A 17,390-nucleotide genomic window follows, 5' to 3' on the forward strand; every position below is an offset into this window, starting at 1 on the left:
CACGGCCGAACACCCTCCCCAATCCACCCCAAATCGCCACCGGAGAGCGTTCCCGTGGCCCCAGCCCAGCACGCCTCGCCACTCCGATCACTCGAAGTCAGCACTCCATCCAGGGGACAAAGGTACTCAAGTTCCGCAAACAACGCGGCACATGAGTGCACTGCGGCGCGCACTGTCAAGCGGTTCCGGGAAGGTGGCCGCGAGATGGCCACGCATCGCACGCGCCGCGAAACCTCTCGATGATGGGCGGATTTCGCCCGATTTGCCCCCCAGGTCGAGGCGACGTGAATGCATGGATTCCGTGCCTGGCACCGCAGAGATGGCCACGACGTGGCCACGCTTTGGCGTACCGGTGCCAAGCCGAGGCGATCACGCTTGATTCCAGATGAGTCCTCGTCCAGATCCGTCCCCCGTCCCCTCCGGAGTTCCGATGATCCGCACCGTCTTCTCCCTCCCTCGGCGCGCTCGCCGCGCCGAGGTGGCTCCGCGCACCTGGCGCCGCCCGCGCACCATGGGCGGGGAGATCGTTCTGGCGGCCGGCTCGCGGGTCGCCGACGCTGAGCGCGACGTCCTGCTCGTACTGGGCGATGACGGTCCCCTGCCCGCCCTGCAGTCTGAGGTCGACCGGCTCCTGACCCGGTTCTCACTCCACCTCGAGGGCCTTGTCCGAGCGCTCGACGCGGGTTCCGGATCGGCTGCCGGGGTCGACCGTGCGCGCCGTTTGGGGCGGTTGCCCCCTCCCCGCGGCTACCTGGAATCTCGGGTCCACCTGGTGATGGCCGCCGAAAGCGCTCAGGAGCTGCTCGCCCGCATCGCCATCGAAGGTGTAACTGCCAGTCCGCGGCCCCGCATCTGGAGGCCTCCGGGTGTCCGAGCCCCCCGTCAACCCGCCGAAGCCCACTGGGCCCGTGACCGTGAGGAAGCGCATGTCTGAGCACCGCCGGTCGACTCAACTCCGCCGTCGCGCACCCGGATCGGTGGCACTGACTCAGTACTCGCTGCGTGGGCTGGTCCTGCGGCCGATGCTGGGGGCCGGTGTCGCTGCCATTGCCGCCGGGGCTGCTCACCAGGCAGGTCAACTCCCCCTCCCAGTGGCGGCTTCCAGTGCGGCCGCGGTCTGGATCGGCATGACCCTCCACGGAGTGCGCCGCGCCGATGCCGCCCTCGCGGGTGCCAACGTTCACCTGGAGAACGTGGTGAGCGGCCTCGAAGAGCTGCGCACAGCGGTGAGCGAAGCCCTGGAGCGGGTGGGCACGGGAACCCTCAACGGCGCCCCAACTGCAGCATCGCCGCAGTTCAGCGGCTCTCTGAGCGCCGACCCCGTGCTCGCCGTCGAGCAGCTGCTGTTCGTCGTGCGAGGCGAGGTGGAACAGGCCATCGCCAGTGCCGCGCAGCTCCAGCAGCACAACACTCTTGGGGAGCGTGCGCAGACGGACCTGCTGCGCACGATCGCTCAGCGGCAAAGCGCGCTCATTGCCCGTGCGTTGGAAGCCCTCGACAAGGCGGAGAGCAGCGTCGAGGACCCCGACATCCTCGACAGCTTCTTCCGCATCGATCATCTGGTGACGCAGCTGCGCCGGTCGGCGGAGAACATCGCGGTCCTGGGCGGCCAGCCCCTCGCCGGCCGCAGCCGCACGCCGCTTCCGGTGTCCACCGCCCTGCGTCGCGCTGTCGAGGAGATCGAACGGTACGACCGGGTCGGGATCATGCCGCCCCCGGACAAACTGGCCTTCCCCGGTCACGTGGGACCGGATCTCGTGCACCTCCTGGCCGAGCTACTGGAGAACGCGGTCCGGTTCTCCGACTCCCGCACCCGAGTTGTCCTGACTGCGACCGAGGAGCAGGGGGGCCTGATTATCGCCATCCGCGACCAGGGCATATCCATCCAGCCCGCCCAGATGGTGGAGCTGAACGCGCAGTTGGACGCGCCGGACACCGTAGATGTGTACGCGCGGCTGAGAGCGGGCGCCATCGGCCTGGTGGTCACCGGCCAGCTCGCCCAGCGCTGCGGTATCCGGGTCCAGCTGCGCGCCAACCACGACGGCCCCGGCGTGACCGCCTACGCGCTCATCCCGAACTCCGTCCTGACAACCACCTCCGTGCAGGTCCGGAGCGAACCCGCACCGGCGCGGGCCGCGACGCGGTACGGGGCACGCCCCGAGCCGCTGGCGCACCACAGCGACTACGGTCCGCCGCACCCGGCAGGCACCTCGCACCCGCCCCCCGTGGGTGCGGCACCGGCCGCGCGTCAGCACACGGCCGTAGCCCCAACGGAAGGGCGCATCCCTCTGCCCGTCCGCCCGGCCCAGGCCGCCCCCCACCCCGGCCCGGCACGCACCGACGCTGCGCCGGTGACGAGCAAAGGTCCCACGCCCGGACTCGTGGCGACCTACCGCCAGGGAGTCCAGAGGGCAGCGCAGCACCGCCCGGACGGCGTGTAACCCCCCTACCCCCGATCTGGAGAGATCTCATGTCGCAACGCACCATCGAGCTGAGTCCCTTGGGGCAGATGCTGGCGGACTTCGTCGACCACACCCCCGGCGCAGTCGCATCCGTCCTCGTCACGTCCGACGGCCTGGTCGGGGAATTCCACGGCCTCCCCGAGGAGGACGCCGACACCCTGGCGGCCGCGGTCAGCGGGATCGCGTCCCTGGCCAACGGAGTATTCCGGGACGCCCCCGGCGAGGTCCAGCAGACCGTAGTCGAGCACGACTCCGGCACGCTGTTCGTCATGCGGGCGAAGGTTCCGCAGCAGGTCGAAGGCAAGGTCGGAAACCTCCTCGCGGTCCTCACCAACGACACGGCCGATGCAGGCGTGGTCGGCTACGCGATGCTCCAGTGGATCGACAGGATGCACGACCACCTGCTCAACCCCGTCCGTACCTCGCCGCGGCCGGTCCAGTGACGTGGTCCGCCCTCACCCGGACCCGGCCGCCGAGGCGGTCGGCTCGCGGCTGCGCCCCTACACACTCACCGGGGGGCGCACCCGGCCCGACTACCCACTACAGCTGGACACCTTTCTGGCGGCCCGCCCCGCGCCGGACAACGTCGAACTCGGGCCGGAGAGCGAGTGGATCCGGCTGTTGTGCGCGAAGCCCCGGGCTGTCGCTGAACTCGCCTCGCGTTTGGGCCAGCCCGTCCAGGTCGTCAAGATCCTCGCCTCCGATCTGCTCCATCTGCGCGCCCTGGCCGTCGCGGAACAGAACGACGAAGGCCCCACCCGAGAACTCCTGGAGACGGTCCTTGTCCGTTTACGCGCCCTCTGAACCGGTGCCCTCACGCCTGCACAAGATCAAGATCGTCGTGTCGGGGGGGTTCGGGACCGGCAAGACGACACTGGTCGGCGCCATCAGTGAGGTCAAGCCCCTGCTCACCGAGGCCCCGATGACGCAGGCCAGCGAGGGTATCGACCGGCTGGACGGGGTGGAGTCCAAGACCACCACCACCGTGGCCATGGACTTCGGACGGGTCACCCTTGCGGGGCCGGAAGCCGAGCCGGACATCGTGCTGATGCTGTTCGGCACCCCCGGGCAAGACCGGTTCAACCGCATCTGGGACGACCTCTCCCACCGCGCGGCCGGGGCGGTGGTACTGGTCGACACCCGCCGTCTGGAGGACGCCTTCGCGGTCGTGGACTATTTCGAGGCCCGGCACCTGCCCTTCCTCGTCGCGGTGAACCTGTTCGACTCCGCTCCGCGCTACCTGCTCGACGAGGTCCGCCAGGCCCTTCGCCTCGGCGCGCACGTCCCGGTCCGCGCCTGTGACGCCCGCAGGCGCGAGTCCGTCCGCGATGTCCTGTCCGACCTCGTGGCCCACGCCCTTTCCCACCTGCCCGTCTCTGCACGCGCCGCCCTCGGAGCCCGCCCATGATTCCCGCCCTCGGCACCCCACCAGCCGACGCCCGCATACACCTGCTGAACCAGCTCGGCATGGACCGGCCCGACCCGCAACTGGACGCTCTGGCGACCGAGTTGGCCGCCGCGGCCGGAGCGCCGTACGCCATCGTGAACGCGTTCAACCCGGCCACAGGCCGCCAGGAGTTTGTCGGCCTGTCAGCGCCACCCGGCAACGGCCTGGCGGAGGTGGACCGGTCGATGGCCCCCGACTGGGGCTACTGCCCCGAGGTCGCCCGCCGCACCACCGCCCTGGTGCTGCCCGATGTCTTCGCCAAACCGCGCTTCGCCGTGAACCCCGTCGTCGACCAGCTCGGCATCCGCACGTACGCCGGCGCCCCGCTCATCCACACGTATCCAGACGGGTCGGCCGGCGAAGTCTTCGGCACCGTCTGCTTCGTCGGACTGGAGCGGATGGACCGGTCCACCGGCCAGGCATCCCTCGTGCTCATCAAGGAGTACCGCGACCTCGTACAGGAGCTGGTCTACCAGCGTTCCGGCATACCGCTTCCGTAGCCACCGCTTCGCCGACGGCACCCGGCCGGGTGTCCCTTTGGAGGGGAATTCAGTGTCCGAGTCGTATCTGACCGACCACCACCTGCAGCTCCGAGACGAAGTCCGCGCGTTCGCCGACGAGGTCGTCGCGCCCCGCGTTGCGGACATGGAAGCCAGCCGCGAGATTGAGCACGACCTTGCGGGCGAGATCGCCCGCCGCGGCTGGGTCGGCGCCACGATCGGCAAGGAGTACGGCGGGATGGCGGTCGGCCATCTCGCCAAGACCATCATCATCGCTGAACTCTCCCGGGTGAGCGCCGCGATGGGGGCGATGGTGCAGGCCTCGCAGCTCGGCACCGCGAAGATCGTGTACTTCGGGACCGCGGAGCAGAAGGACACCTGGCTGCCGCGGATCGCCGCCGGAACGTGCCTGCCCACCATCGCGGTCACCGAGGATGTCTCCGGCAGTCACGTACTGGGCATGCAAATGACCGCCGAGCGCGACGGAGACGACTATGTCCTCAACGGCGCCAAGGTCTACGTCGGCAACTCCCATGTCGGCAACCTGCACGGGGTTGTGGCCCGCACCGGTGACGGTTCCCGGGGACTGACCGCCTTCCTCGTGGAGTCCGACCGTCCCGGCCTGACCCTCTCTCCACCCAAGCAGACCCTCGGCCTGCACGGCTTCTCCTTCGGCGAGCTGGTCTTCCACAACTGCCGCATCCCCGCCACCAACCGCCTCGGCGCCGAAGGCGACGGCCTGGACGTCGCCTACTCCTCCAGCATCCTGTACGGCCGTCCCAACCTCACGGCCGTGGCCCTCGGGATACACGAGGCCATTCTGGAAACCACCACAGCCTTCTGCCACGAGCGCATCCGCTACGGCAAGCCGCTGCACGAGCTGCCGACCGTCCGGGCCAAGCTCGGCCAGATCCAGTCGCGGCTGATGACCGCCCGGCTCACGGCCTACCACGCGGCGAGCCTCCTCGACCGCCACCGGCCCGAGGACGACGCCCACGAGGAGCACACCGACCTCCCCTCGTGCGACGCCGAGTTGATGAATGCCAAGTACGTCAACACGGAGTACGCGCTGGACTCCGCGCGCACCGCGATGGAGATCCACGCGGCCGCGGGACTGCACACCGACCGCCCCATGGAGCGCTACCTGCGCGACGCGCACCACATCTACGCGCCCGCCGGCACCTCCGACATCCAGCTGCAGCGGCTCGCCGAGACCGCCCTGGGCCTGGCCAAGGGCGACTACTCCCGCCGCTTCACCGGAGCGGAGCCCGCCGCACCCCACCCCGCGACGGCTGCCGTGCCGGCCTGATCCCGCACAGGACGCCCACCCCCGCGTCCCGTCCCCCATCCCTGGAGACTCCCGATGCCCCCGCACACAATCGCCCCCAGCAGTTCCATCAGCCTGTTCGACGAGCGCGTCCTGGCCGACCCCTACCCCACGTACGCGGCGCTGCGCGCCACGGGGCCGGCCGTCCACCTGGAGAGGCACGGGGTGTGGGCCGTGCCCGGCTACGCCGAGGTGCAGGCCGTCCTCCAGGACCCGGACACCTTTACCTCGATGGGCGGGGTGGCGCTCACGGAGCAGGCCAACACCGGGTTCCTCGCCGACTCGGTGGTGTCCCGCGACGGTGAGGAGCATGCCCGGCTGCGGCAGGCCCTGGCCCGGCGGATGGGCCCTCGGGCGATCTCCAAACTCCGCGAAGAGCTCTCCGCACGTGCCCGCCGTCTGGTGGCGGAGCACGCCGAGAGCGGCTCCTTCGATGCCGTCGCGCTGTCGAGGCAGATGGTGTGCGACACCATCGGGCACCTGGTGGGGCTTGCCGAGCCCGAGCACACCACCCTGCTGGGTGGCACCTTCGACGTGTTCGGCCCCGACAACGACCGCCTGAGCCAGGCCCTGCCGGAGGCCGCCGCGATGCGCGCCGCCCTGGTGCGGGCGATCAGCCGCGACGCTGTCGATCCCGGTTCCCTGGCGGGCGCCGCGTACGCGGCAGCAGACCGCGGCCGTCTCACCGAGGCGGAGGCCGTGGGCCTGGTCTGCGACTATGCGGCCGCCAGCGTGGACACCACCGTCTTCGGGCTGGCCGAGACGATCGCCCGGCTCGCGATGGACCCCGTGCAATGGACCCGGCTGCGCAAAGACCCCAACCGGGCGGAGGCTGCCTTTCACGAGGCGCTGCGTCTGGACGCCCCGATACAAGGACGCGGCCGGATCGTGTCCCGCACGACCGACCTGAGCGGCGTGCGGATCGAGGCCGGTGAGCACGTGTGGCTGCTCTACGGCTCCACCGGCCGAGATGAGCGCAAGTGGTCGCGGGCCGAAACTTACGACCTGGCCCGCCCGTTCGTCGACCGGCATCTGGCCCTGGGCGCGGGCGCCCACCAGTGCCCGGGTGTGTCGCTGGCCCTGATGCAGGCTCGCTGTCTGCTGCGGGCGCTCGCGCACCGGTGCACCCACCTGGAACTGGTCGGCGACCCGGTCCGCGCCCTACACAACACCGTCCGCGGACACTCCAGCGTGCCGGTCGCGGTCGAGACGTCCCCGTACGCCGGGGACGCCACGGCGCCCGGCGCCACCTTGAGGAGGCCGCGGTGAACTCCCGCGCTTCAGCCGCCTTACCGTGCGAGGTTGAACTCGCCGACCGTCTGCTGCTCCAAAGCGGCGCCGCCTTCCCCACCGGCCACGGCCTCGATGCCGTCGTCGTGCCTGAGCCCCTGGCCCACGACGCCCTGGACACCCTCGGCCGCCACCCGCTCGACCCGGTGGGTGCCGTCGCCGCCCTCACCAGCGGCTGGGCGTTCTTCGTCCCCCCCATGTCGGACGATCCCGGCTGGCCCGAACCGGTCCGCTACCTGAGCGACGGCTCGACGATCACGCTCCCGCCGTCGCCTGGCACCCTCGCGGCGCACGACGACGCCCGGTGGATCCGCTGGCGCCCCTGCGGGCGCGTGTTCACCGCTCCCCTGCTCCTTCAACTCGCCCTGCATGCCCTCGGCAGCCGGATCCTCATTTCCTGACCAGGAGCTCCCGTGCAACCCCTCAGTCTTCCCACCACCCCCGGCCGGCCTGCCACCGTAGGACGCCCGGCCCCGGACAGTCCGCTCTACATCGCCCCCCGCCAGGGCGAGTTCCTGTGCGATGTCAACGTGCTCTTCGACGAGCACGGGCACGTCTGCTACGAGGACGAACGTCCCGACGACCGCGACGTCGACAACATCCTGTGGGAGCGGTGGGGCGGAGTGGCCTCCGGCCCGGTGGCGATGGCCCACCACCACCCCGTCCGGCAGCGCGAAGTGATGGACGCCGCCTTGAAGTGCGCGGTGTGCAAGGGCGAGCCGGACCGTGATGACCGCGGGGTGCTGTGGCTGCTGCACGTGGACGACAACACCCGGTCGACCCTGACGTTCCCCACCGACATCACGACCGCCACCCCCTCAGTGTGCGCCAAGGACGCCGTCCGCGCCCTGGAGGCGTGCCAGGTCCTGCAGCGGGGCTTCATCGCGGTGCGGGTGCGGGAGGCGGAGATCGTCGGGGTGCGCGGCACCGTGTACTCCCCCAGCGCGTCGCCCCTGCTCGACCAGGACGTGCGGCTCGACGACGACCGCATCCACAGGGTCGTCGCCCGCCAGTTGTTGCGCCAGCTGCGCAACGCCGAACTCGACGAGACCACGCTGTCCACGGCCGGCCTGCCCACGCGCACCGGCACAGGCACGTGCTCGGTCGACGTTCCGGGGCCGGTGTGGGGATGACGACGATGCGGCACACGAGCAAGGTCGCGCTGTTCGACCTGGACGACACCCTCACCGATCACACGGCCGCGTTCGCCGCGTGGGCCGGCGAGTTCGCCCACTCCACGGGCATTCCGTTGTCCTGGCTGATGCGGGCCGAGACGTTGCACGCCGGCGCCCGCCACTCCTTCTTCGCCGACCTCAAGGACGCCTTCAAGCTCCGGCGGTCCATCGCCTCCCTGCACGCGGACTACCGGCTGCGTTCGGCCGAGCTCGTGCCGTACCGCCCCGAGGTCTGCTCCGCTCTCCAGCATCTGGCCGACGACGGATGGGCGCTGGGCGTGGTCACCAACGGGTCGCCCGACGCGCAACGCCTCAAGCTCGAAGTCGCCCGTCTCACGCCGTACCTCGGATCGGTGGTGATCTCCGGCGAGTACGGGGTGCGCAAGCCCGACCCCGCCCTGTTCCACGTGGCCCTGGACGAACTACAGGCTCCGGACACCGACGCAGGCGTCATGGTCGGCGACTCGCTGACCGCCGACGTCGCCGGTGGTCAACTCGCCGGCCTGCAGACCGTGTGGATCTCCCACGGCCGCACCCTCCGCCTTGAAGACCCGGTACCCACCCGCACCACGCTCGAGGTGGTGTCGGCCGCCAACGCGCTGCGCACCCTGGTGCCCGCGCTCGGCGCCAGCGTCCTGCCTCAGCCGGTGGCGGCGCCATGACCGGCAAGAACCTTGCCCGGATGGGCACCTTCGTCCTCGCCATCACGGTGATCATCCTCGCTGCCCAGTTCCCCGGACCGCACTGAGCCCCGTCCGGGCGACGGTGCACCTACCCGCCGCCCGGACGGCACCACCCACGACCGCATCACAGCCCGCCCGCTGCGGGCATCGAGCCACACCACACCACGTATCCGCCACGTCCCCTCCTGCCCCGGCAGGCCGAGGACCCCTTTCGCAGAACGGACTTCCATGGCTGGGCGTATCGAGGACTACGCACTGATCGGTGATCTCCAGACGGCCGCACTCGTCGGCCGCGACGGGACGATCGACTGGTTGTGCCTGCCCCGGCTCGACTCGGAGGCCGTGATCGCTGGACTTCTCGGCACCCCGGACAACGGCTACTGGCGTATCGGCCCGTCGGTGTTCGGAGTCGGCCCGAGCCCTGCGGCCGACCGCCGTTCCTACCGCGGGGACTCGCTGATCATGGAGTCGGAGTGGGACACCCCGACCGGCACGCTGCGGGTCACCGACTTCATGCCGCCGCGCACGGACGACGACGACAGCCCGCGCGTGGTCCGGGTCGCCGAAGCCGTCACCGGAACCGTCGCCGTCGACGTCGCCCTGTCCTTGCGCTTCGACTACGGCAGGGTGGTGCCCTGGGTTCAGAAGACCGACGACAACCGCATCTCCGCGGTTGCAGGCCCTGACGCAGTATGGCTCGACACCGAGGCGGAGACCCACGGTGAGAAGCTGACCACGCGCTCCCGCCTCACGCTCGCCGAGGGCGAGCGCGTCACGTTCACCCTTAGCTGGCAGCCCTCGTACAAGGGCCCGCCGGGCAGGCTGGACGTCGACCAGGCCTTCGAGGACACCGAAAAGTTCTGGGCGGACTGGGTCTCGCGGTGCACCTACAACGGCCGCTACCGGGCCTCGGTCATCCGCTCGCTGATCACGCTGAAAGCGCTGACGAACCCGCTGACCGGGGGGATCGCCGCAGCAGCGACCACCTCCCTGCCGGAGGAGATCGGCGGCGTCCGCAACTGGGACTACCGCTTCGTCTGGATCAGGGACGCCGCGAAGATCCTGTCGAGCTTCTTGCGGGCCGGCTACCTCGACGAAGCCCGTGCCTGGCGGAAGTGGCTGCTGCGCGCGGTCGCCGGCGACCCGGAGAACCTGCAGATCATGTACGGCATCGCCGGAGAACGCGAGATGCCGGAGACCACGCTGGACTGGCTCGTCGGCTACGAGGCGTCGGGCCCGGTCCGCATCGGCAACGGAGCCGCCGGCCAGCGCCAGCTCGACGTGTACGGCGAAGTCATCGGAACCCTTCACCTGGCCGCTCAATGCGGTCTCGAGCGTGACGAGACCAGCAACACCCTGCTGATCGAGCTCGTGCGGTCGGTCGAGCTGCACTGGGGTGAACCTGACGCGGGCATCTGGGAAGTGCGCGGCCCGAACCAGCACTTCGTGCACTCCAAGGTGATGGCCTGGGTCGCGGTCGACCGGGCCGTCAAACTCGTCGAGGACGGCCACGCCGACGGCCCCGTCGAGCAGTGGAGGCAGCTCCGCGACACCATCCACCTGGACATCTGCACCAACGGATACGACGCCGAACGCAACACCTTCACCCAGTACTACGGCAGTCAGGAACTCGACGCCGCACTGCTGCTCATCCCCCAGGTGGACTTCCTGCCGGCGGACGACAAGCGGGTCATCGGCACGATCGAGGCCGTCCAGAGGGAACTCTCCACCCCTGACGGGTTCCTCCTGCGCTACCCGACCAACGGCGATGACCCCGGTGTGGACGGGCTGCCGGGAGATGAGGGTGCGTTCCTCGTCTGCGCGTTCTGGATGGTCAAGGACCTGGCGATGATCGGCCGCCACGGCGACGCGCGGACCTTGTTCGAGCGCCTACTCGACCTGAGCAACGACGTCGGGCTGCTGGCCGAGGAATGGGACCCGCACCTGCAGCGCCAGCTCGGGAACTTCCCCCAAGGCTTCAGCCACAAGGGAATCGTGGAGGGAGCCCTCGAACTGGAACTCGGTGAACAGCGGGCATCGCTCCTCGCGGGTGCGTCCCGATGAGCCTGAACACCACTACCGAGGGCTTACCCACGTCGACCGCGCCCGCCACGGATTCCGTTGGCCACAGCGCCGTTGCCCACAAGGACGTCACGGTCTTGACCACCGACCGCGTCGACCGCGCCTTCCATGACGACCTGAAGTCCCACTACGCGCACCACCCCGACATCGCGGTCGTGCTGGTAGCCGGCCGCGTCACCGCGCACGACATCGTCGCTGTCGCGCCGTACGGCGTCGCGGCGGTGGTGCGATCCGCCGAGCTACACGATGACCCGGACTTCCTCACGGGCGTGAAAGCCCTGGTGGCTGACGGCGGTCACCGCCTTCCCACCGGTGTGGGCAGCCGCATCCGGACCGCAGCGGCCGCGCCGGTGCGCCGGCAGGAACTCGGCCGGCCCGGCGTCCTCTTGAAGCCGCCGGAGGTCGCCGTCCTGGCCCTCGTGGCGGAGGGTCTCACCCGTACGGGCATCGCTCGGCGCCTCCATCGGGACGACGAGCATGTCCGGTACACGCTCAAGAGCATCTTCGGGCGGTTGGGCGTAGACCGGCGGGCCGAGGCAGTCGCATACGCCGCCCGAGAAGGGCTTCTGTGGGGCCCCGACTGGGAGGCGCGGTGAGCACTCAGCCCCCGCGGCCGGCACACGCCGGAGCGCTCGACGCCGCCACCCCGGCGCCGGCGCCCTCACTGCGCGGCCACCGCAGCTTCCAGACGTACCGGCTGGGCGAGGCCACGGCCCTGGCCGGCTCGTCGGTCTCCACCGTCGCCCTCCCCGTGATCGCGGCGATGGAACTCGACGCCACTCCGGGCCAGGTTTCCACCCTCGCCTCCGCCGTGATGGCACCCGCGTTCCTCCTCGCACTGCCCGCCGGGGTAGCGGGCGACCGCTGCTCCAAGACCCCGAAGGGATGCCCTGTGAAGGCATTGCTCCCACTGTTCCGCTCTGCCCGATCTCCGCTCTTCACCGCTCTGAACGGCAACCCGCAGACGCCCGACCGCCCGACCGGCGGTGCCGATCTCGCCGGCGATCCCCCGGACCAGCAGGCAGATGTTCGCACAGAGCGACTCCTCGCGATGGCCCGCCGGCTCCTGGCGGCCGGCCATCTCCGGCTGCTCGCCGTCGCGGAATACACCGTGCTCGCTCGCCTCCAGGGCCCTGAGCAGTATGGCGTCGAGTATCCGGCCGCCGCCTTCCGGGACGACGGGACCATCCGAGTCCCCGACGGACCGCCCGCCCTGCGCCCGCACCCGATGGCGGGAGAGCCGGCATGAGCCAACTCCTGGAAAGCGCCACCAGCGTCGATGAGTCGCTCCTGCTCGCTCGCCGCTCCGCACCGGGGCCGCCGGTAGCCGCGGCCCGCGAGAGGCGCCCCGTTTCTGCGGTGGAGCGCTCACGCTGGCTGAGCGCCCTGCGCCTGCGGATCCTACGCTCGCTCACCACGGGCATCTCCGGCCCGCCGCGAGTCGCCCTGTACGTCCTGGTCAGGGACAACAGCAGCGCCGCTGACCGGCGCGCGATAGCGCTCGCCCACGCCGGGCGGGCGGGCTTCGAGGTCGCCGAGACCTACGTCGATGACGAGTGGCAGAGCGACCCGGGGGCCCGTTTCGCCTTGGGCCGTGCCTACGCGGCGCTGCGCCGAGGTGACATCCACGGTCTGGTCGCCGCCTCGCAGGTCGACATCTCCTCCTGCGACTCCGTGTACGAACAGGAACTTCACCGTCTGCAGGTCGCAGGCGGCTTCCTCGACCTCGCTCTCGACGAAACCCGAATCTGAACAGGACACGTCATGTCGAAATCCACGAACTCCTGCGCGTCTGACGCCGCTCCCGCCGTGAGCGGGAAGGCGCCGTCGGTGAAGCCCGGTCAGCGCCTCACCGGCGAGCGCGCGGAACGCTTCGGCGCCTACGTCGTCTCGCTGTACTCCGAGCCCGATCCCATGGCGATCCGGGCCATCTGCGAGAAGACCGGACGGTCCTACGGCAACATCCACCGCATCCTCACGGACGCCAAGGTCACCATGCGCAGCCGCGGCTACCAGAAGCCGTCCGGCACGGAGGAGCACCGTGACGACGTCGAATGAGATCAGCGGGAGTGCCTGGCTGTCCGGCCTCGTTGTCCAGGCCCGCGACGTCCACGGCGGCCTCCACCATCACGCGGCTCCGCAGCAGCTGCCCACACCGCACCAACTGCCGCGCCTCACGCCGCACTTCGTGAATCGCACGGAGGAGATCGACACCCTGGACGAGGCACGCCGCACCGGCAGCAGTCTGGTGGTGATCACCGGACTTGTCGGGGTCGGCAAGTCCGCCCTCGCCACGCGGTGGCTCTCCTCCACCACCGACGCGGCCAGGCCGGAGCTGTACGCCGAGCTGAGCGGACTGGCAGGCCCGGCCCGGCCCGAAGACGTACTGCAGCCGTGGCTTCGCGCCTTCGGGATCGACCGTCCGCCAGCGGGGCTGCGGGAGCTGAGCGCCTTGTGGCGCTCGGTCACGGCCGCCCGCCCGGTCTCGGTCCTGCTCGACAACGTGAGCGACGCCGATCAGGTGCCGCCGCTCCTGCCTGCCGGAACGTCCAGCATGACCGTCGTCACCAGCCGCCGGTTGTTGTGGGAGCTGGCGGTGGACGGCGCGGCGGCCCTCTCGCTCGGCCCTCTCGACCCGCGTTCCTCGATCGCGCTGCTGGCGCGTTTCACCGGCGAGGAGCGGATCGCGGCCGAGCCCGAGGCCGCCTCCCTCCTCGCGGACCGGTGCGCGCAGCTGCCCCTTCCGCTTGTCCTGGCCGGTGCCCGGCTGAAGTTCCGGCCCGGTCGCAGTCTCGGCGCGGCGGCCGACGCCCTTGTCCACCCTCGTCGTGAGGACCCCGTACGCATGGCTATCTCCGCTGGACTGACCGAGACCTATGCCTCCTTGGGGGCGGCCGCGCAGTACGTGTACCGGTCGCTGGCCCTCCTGCCGCTCGTCGCCGTCGATGCGGACATGGTGGGCGCCGCCTGCCGTCTGGAGCGGGACGACGCCGAGCGGCTGCTGGAAGTCCTCGCTGATGAGCAGCTGCTGACCCCGGGCACGTCCTATGTGGGCCCTGGGCCGCTCTACCGGATGGCCGCGGCCGTACACGAGCACGCCCTCGGTCTCGCCGAGCGGCACGACGAGCCGGACGAGCGGCAGAGACTGGTCGGGCGGCTGTGTGAGTGGATGCTCGCGATCGCCACCCAGGCACAGCGTCTGCTGACTCCTGCCCAGGCCACGCTGCGGAGCCATCTGCCCGCCGGGGCAGATGCCCCTCCTGTCTTCAGCGACAGCCGCGGCGCGATGACCTGGCTGGAGGAGCGTGAGTCCGACCTCCCGGCCGTTCTGGAGGCGGCCGTGGCCAGCGGGGCGGACGAGCTCACGTGGATGCTCGTCGACGCCTTCTGGCCCCTGTTCCTGCGCCGCCACCCCTACGCCCTGTGGGTCCAGGCGCACGAAGTCGGCGTCGCCGCCGCGCGTCGTACCGCAAATGCCGCCGCCGTACGGCAGATGCTGCTCTCCGGAGCGATCGGCCTGAGCTCGGCCGGCCGCCTGAAGGAGGCGCTCACCTGGTACGGCCAGGCCCGGCAGGAAGCACAGGCTGAAGGTGACGTGCGTGACGAGGGGCAGGCGCTGCTCGGGATCGGCTCCTGCCACCACGAGGGGGGGCGCCCCGCGCAGGCCGAGCCGTACCTCACCCAGGCGGTGGCCTTATGGACGTCCTGCGGCTACCGGCGCGGCGTTGCCCTGGCGACGGTCCTGCTGGGCGAGATCTCCCTCACCCGCGGCGAGTCGTCCGAGGCTCTCGACCGGTTTGCCATCGCGCACAGCGTCCTCGCGGGCATCGGCGACTCCTACGACGCGGCTCGCGCCCTCGCGCTGCAGGGCCACACCCGGGTCCTGCTCGATGATCTCGAAATCGGCGTCACCGAGCTGCAGAACGCGCTGACGGTATTCGCCGCGGCGAACAGCACCCGCTGGCGGGCCCGCACGCTGGAGATGCTCGGCGGTGCCTACCGGATTCGCGGGAGCGAGCACGCTGCCCGGGACTGCTTCCGGCAGGCTGCGGAACTCGTCGAGGTGATCCGGCCGGAAGAGGCGGAACGGCTGCGCCGGCTGGAGCGCGACCGATGACGGCCGCATCCCCCGTGCCGGGATCACAGACGAGCAACACCATGCGCGACGCCACCGTTCACGGACCGACGATCCAGGCAGGCAGCATCAGCGGCGGCGTCCACTTCCACCAGACGCCCTTCGGCCCGCCCACCCCGTGGCAGGTCAGACCGGTGCCCGCCTCCTTCACGGACCGCACCGAGGACCTGGAAAACCTCACCGCTTGGATCCGCAGCAGGTCGCCGTACGTCCGCGTGGTGGCCGTCCACGGGCCGCCCGGAGTCGGCAAGAGCACCCTGGCCCAGCGCCTCCTGGACGAACTCCGCGACGAATACCCCGGCGGACAGCTCTACGTCGACCTGCGCGGGTACGACCAGGCGGGCCCGGCCCGGCTCGACGAAGCCCTAGGCCAGCTGCTGCGCTCCCTGTACGGCGGTGGCCTGCCCTCCGGGGTGGAGGAACGTGCCGCGTGGTGGCGGTCGGTGACGGCCGAGCGCTCCCGCCAGCCGATCGCGGTGCTCGTGGACAACGCCGTCCATGCCGATCAGGTACGAGCCCTGCTGCCCGGCGGACGCGAACACCTGCTCGTGGTCACCAGCCGGACGCCGCTGACCGATCTCGGCCGCGACGGAGCCCGCCACCACCACCTTCAGCCCTTCTCCCCCGCCGCCGCCCAGGAGTACCTGGCGGCCGTGGCCGGCGAGCAACGCGTCGCCGGCGACCGGCGGGCCGCGCACGCCATCGCCTCCCTGGCCGTCGGACTTCCTCTCTCCCTCGCCCTGGCCGGGACCGTACTGGCCTCCCACCCCGACCGCTCCCTGGCCGAGCTGGCCACCGCACTGACCCACAGGCGCCAGCAGGTCCTCGCCTCACCTCACGGCCTCACCCCCTTCGGAATCGCCATGAACAGCTCCCTGAACGAGGCCTACTGGGGCCTGCCCCGCCCTACCGCCAGCGTCTTCCGCAGCTTGGGCCACCTCTTCCCCTACGACCTGGACGCCGGCGTAACCGCCGCCGTCTGCGGCCTCACCCCGCAGGAGGCTGAGGACGAGCTGGCCGCGCTCGCCGGCGCAGGACTCCTGATCACGGCACGCGAGGACGCGGCCCGGGGCGCGGTGTACAGCTTCCACGACGAGGTCCGCGCGTACGCCCGGCACCGTGCGGTGACCGAGGCGACGGACGGCGAACTCGACGAACAGACCCGCCGTGGTCTCGACTTCTACCTGGCCACCATCACCGCGGCCGAGTACCTGCTGACGGACACCCACCGCCGCCTGGCCCGCGACTACCGATTCGAGCCGGACGGCCCCGCTCCGTTCACCGGTAAGGACGGAGCGGCCGCGTGGCTCCACGCCCAGAGCGACAACCTGCTGCCCGCTGTCCGCGCCGCGGCGGCGGGCCGTCTTCCCCGAACCTGCTGGCAGCTGGTCCACGCGCTGTGGGCCTACCTCCGCCTGGTCCACGACCACACCCTCTGGTTCGAGGCGCACAAACTCGGCCTCGCGGCCGCGCGCGAGTGCGGCGACCGGCTCGCCGAGCAGGAGATGCTGAACACCTGGGGGGTCGGCCTGCGCGGGGACAACAAGGTCGAGGCCGCCGTCGAGCGGTTCGAGCAGGTACTGCAGATCGCCCGTGCCGACGGCGACCGTCGCGGCGAGGCCCAGTCCCTGCACGAGATCGGCGCCACCTACCTGGCCGCCGACCGCATGGACGCCGCCCGAGGCCCGCTTGAGCAGGGCCGCGCGCTGCGCCACGCTCTCGGCGCCGAGGCCACCGACCCGCACGAACAACGCACATACGCCCGCGCTGTCGCCCTGAGCGACACCGCCCTCGGCCAGGTCGCCATCGGTCTCGGTGACGCTGCCGCAGCGATCACCCGGCTCACCACCGCGCGCACGACGCTCCTCGGCGTCCAGGACGCCTTCGACGCGGCCCGAGCCCTGGCCTGGCTCGGGCGCGCGCACGCCCTAGCCGGCGACCGCGACACCGCCGAGCGCGAGGGACAACAGGCCGTCGCCGAGTGCACCGCAGCCCGCTCCCCGCGGTGGACGGCCCGCAGTCTCGAACTCCTCGGCCGCACCCTGCAGGAGTCCGGCCAGGGTGCCCAAGCCCGCGCCGCGTTCGAGCGGTCGCTTGAGATCTACATGTCGGTTAACCCGCGCGACGCCGACCGCGTCCGCCGCCAGCTCCTCGCCGTTTCATGACCCGCCCTGCCTGTCCGAGTCCCTCCGGTTGCGGAGGTCGCCACGTTCGCAGCTCACGAAGGAAGATCATGGGCGTACAGCCGCACTCCAGCTCGGTCACCAGCGGAGGGGAAGCCGGACGAGG

The 17,390-nt window shown here is 70.9% G+C and carries 18 protein-coding genes; all 18 read left to right on the top strand.

What is annotated here, in order from left to right:
- Positions 1-430 precede the first annotated feature (430 nt).
- The 18 genes from OG764_RS38435 (at position 431) to OG764_RS38520 (ending at position 17,266) form a co-directional block, all read left to right on the top strand.
- Positions 431-934, top strand: a complete 504-nt coding sequence (locus OG764_RS38435; RefSeq protein WP_328973446.1) for a hypothetical protein — start codon at positions 431-433, stop codon at positions 932-934.
- 193 nt (positions 935-1,127) lie between these two features.
- Positions 1,128-2,441: a sensor histidine kinase gene (locus tag OG764_RS38440; RefSeq protein WP_328973447.1), complete on the top strand. Its 1,314-nt coding sequence runs from the start codon at positions 1,128-1,130 to the stop codon at positions 2,439-2,441.
- A 29-nt stretch (positions 2,442-2,470) separates the two neighbouring features.
- Positions 2,471-2,905 (top strand): roadblock/LC7 domain-containing protein, encoded by a 435-nt coding sequence (locus tag OG764_RS38445; RefSeq protein WP_328973448.1) that lies wholly within the window; start codon positions 2,471-2,473, stop codon positions 2,903-2,905.
- A gap of 1 nt (position 2,906) precedes the next feature.
- Entirely contained in the window at positions 2,907-3,266 is a 360-nt protein-coding gene (locus OG764_RS38450; protein ID WP_328973449.1) for a DUF742 domain-containing protein, read from the top strand.
- A gap of 4 nt (positions 3,267-3,270) precedes the next feature.
- Positions 3,271-3,870, top strand: a complete 600-nt coding sequence (locus tag OG764_RS38455) for a GTP-binding protein (protein WP_328973450.1) — start codon at positions 3,271-3,273, stop codon at positions 3,868-3,870.
- Positions 3,867-4,409, top strand: coding sequence for a GAF domain-containing protein (locus tag OG764_RS38460; RefSeq protein ID WP_328973451.1), 543 nt, complete (start codon positions 3,867-3,869; stop codon positions 4,407-4,409). The genes OG764_RS38455 and OG764_RS38460 overlap by 4 nt, the downstream gene beginning before the upstream one ends.
- Positions 4,410-4,461: 52 nt before the next feature.
- Positions 4,462-5,718 carry an acyl-CoA dehydrogenase family protein gene (locus OG764_RS38465; RefSeq protein ID WP_328973452.1) on the top strand — a complete coding sequence of 419 codons (1,257 nt, stop codon included), beginning with the start codon at positions 4,462-4,464 and terminating at the stop codon, positions 5,716-5,718.
- 54 nt (positions 5,719-5,772) lie between these two features.
- Positions 5,773-7,005, top strand: a complete 1,233-nt coding sequence (locus tag OG764_RS38470) for a cytochrome P450 (protein WP_328973453.1) — start codon at positions 5,773-5,775, stop codon at positions 7,003-7,005.
- Positions 7,002-7,427 (top strand): hypothetical protein, encoded by a 426-nt coding sequence (locus OG764_RS38475; protein ID WP_328973454.1) that lies wholly within the window; start codon positions 7,002-7,004, stop codon positions 7,425-7,427. The genes OG764_RS38470 and OG764_RS38475 overlap by 4 nt, the downstream gene beginning before the upstream one ends.
- Positions 7,428-7,439: 12 nt before the next feature.
- Positions 7,440-8,159 (top strand): hypothetical protein, encoded by a 720-nt coding sequence (locus tag OG764_RS38480; protein WP_328973455.1) that lies wholly within the window; start codon positions 7,440-7,442, stop codon positions 8,157-8,159.
- A 5-nt stretch (positions 8,160-8,164) separates the two neighbouring features.
- Entirely contained in the window at positions 8,165-8,863 is a 699-nt protein-coding gene (locus OG764_RS38485) for an HAD family hydrolase (protein WP_328973456.1), read from the top strand.
- Between the two features lie 249 nt (positions 8,864-9,112).
- Positions 9,113-10,948, top strand: a complete 1,836-nt coding sequence (locus tag OG764_RS38490) for a glycoside hydrolase family 15 protein (protein WP_328973457.1) — start codon at positions 9,113-9,115, stop codon at positions 10,946-10,948.
- On the top strand, positions 10,945-11,562 hold the full coding sequence (locus tag OG764_RS38495; protein WP_328973458.1) for a helix-turn-helix transcriptional regulator: 618 nt from the start codon (positions 10,945-10,947) through the stop codon (positions 11,560-11,562). Before OG764_RS38490 ends, OG764_RS38495 begins: the two co-directional genes overlap by 4 nt.
- Positions 11,559-12,215 (top strand): hypothetical protein, encoded by a 657-nt coding sequence (locus OG764_RS38500; RefSeq protein ID WP_328973459.1) that lies wholly within the window; start codon positions 11,559-11,561, stop codon positions 12,213-12,215. The genes OG764_RS38495 and OG764_RS38500 overlap by 4 nt, the downstream gene beginning before the upstream one ends.
- A complete protein-coding gene (locus OG764_RS38505) occupies positions 12,212-12,718 on the top strand; it encodes a hypothetical protein (RefSeq protein WP_328973460.1) in 507 nt (168 codons plus the stop codon). Before OG764_RS38500 ends, OG764_RS38505 begins: the two co-directional genes overlap by 4 nt.
- A gap of 12 nt (positions 12,719-12,730) precedes the next feature.
- Positions 12,731-13,024, top strand: coding sequence for a helix-turn-helix domain-containing protein (locus tag OG764_RS38510; RefSeq protein WP_328973461.1), 294 nt, complete (start codon positions 12,731-12,733; stop codon positions 13,022-13,024).
- Entirely contained in the window at positions 13,008-15,083 is a 2,076-nt protein-coding gene (locus OG764_RS38515) for a tetratricopeptide repeat protein (RefSeq protein ID WP_328973462.1), read from the top strand. The genes OG764_RS38510 and OG764_RS38515 overlap by 17 nt, the downstream gene beginning before the upstream one ends.
- On the top strand, positions 15,080-17,266 hold the full coding sequence (locus tag OG764_RS38520; RefSeq protein ID WP_328973463.1) for a tetratricopeptide repeat protein: 2,187 nt from the start codon (positions 15,080-15,082) through the stop codon (positions 17,264-17,266). Before OG764_RS38515 ends, OG764_RS38520 begins: the two co-directional genes overlap by 4 nt.
- Positions 17,267-17,390: the final 124 nt, after the last annotated feature.

The organism is Streptomyces sp. NBC_00239, assembly GCF_036194065.1.
Classification (GTDB): Bacteria; Actinomycetota; Actinomycetes; order Streptomycetales; family Streptomycetaceae; genus Streptomyces.

Excerpts from the sequence above, each read along its gene's own strand:
- OG764_RS38505 (WP_328973460.1), top strand. The coding sequence starts at position 12,212 with ATGAGCCAACTCCTGGAAAGCGCCACCAGCGTCGATGAGTCGCTCCTG.
- OG764_RS38520 (WP_328973463.1), top strand. The coding sequence starts at position 15,080 with ATGACGGCCGCATCCCCCGTGCCGGGATCACAGACGAGCAACACCATG.
- OG764_RS38485 (WP_328973456.1), top strand. The coding sequence starts at position 8,165 with ATGCGGCACACGAGCAAGGTCGCGCTGTTCGACCTGGACGACACCCTC.
- OG764_RS38460 (WP_328973451.1), top strand. The coding sequence starts at position 3,867 with ATGATTCCCGCCCTCGGCACCCCACCAGCCGACGCCCGCATACACCTG.
- OG764_RS38490 (WP_328973457.1), top strand. The coding sequence starts at position 9,113 with ATGGCTGGGCGTATCGAGGACTACGCACTGATCGGTGATCTCCAGACG.
- OG764_RS38445 (WP_328973448.1), top strand. The coding sequence starts at position 2,471 with ATGTCGCAACGCACCATCGAGCTGAGTCCCTTGGGGCAGATGCTGGCG.
- OG764_RS38435 (WP_328973446.1), top strand. The coding sequence starts at position 431 with ATGATCCGCACCGTCTTCTCCCTCCCTCGGCGCGCTCGCCGCGCCGAG.
- OG764_RS38440 (WP_328973447.1), top strand. The coding sequence starts at position 1,128 with ATGACCCTCCACGGAGTGCGCCGCGCCGATGCCGCCCTCGCGGGTGCC.
- OG764_RS38470 (WP_328973453.1), top strand. The coding sequence starts at position 5,773 with ATGCCCCCGCACACAATCGCCCCCAGCAGTTCCATCAGCCTGTTCGAC.
- OG764_RS38495 (WP_328973458.1), top strand. The coding sequence starts at position 10,945 with ATGAGCCTGAACACCACTACCGAGGGCTTACCCACGTCGACCGCGCCC.
- OG764_RS38510 (WP_328973461.1), top strand. The coding sequence starts at position 12,731 with ATGTCGAAATCCACGAACTCCTGCGCGTCTGACGCCGCTCCCGCCGTG.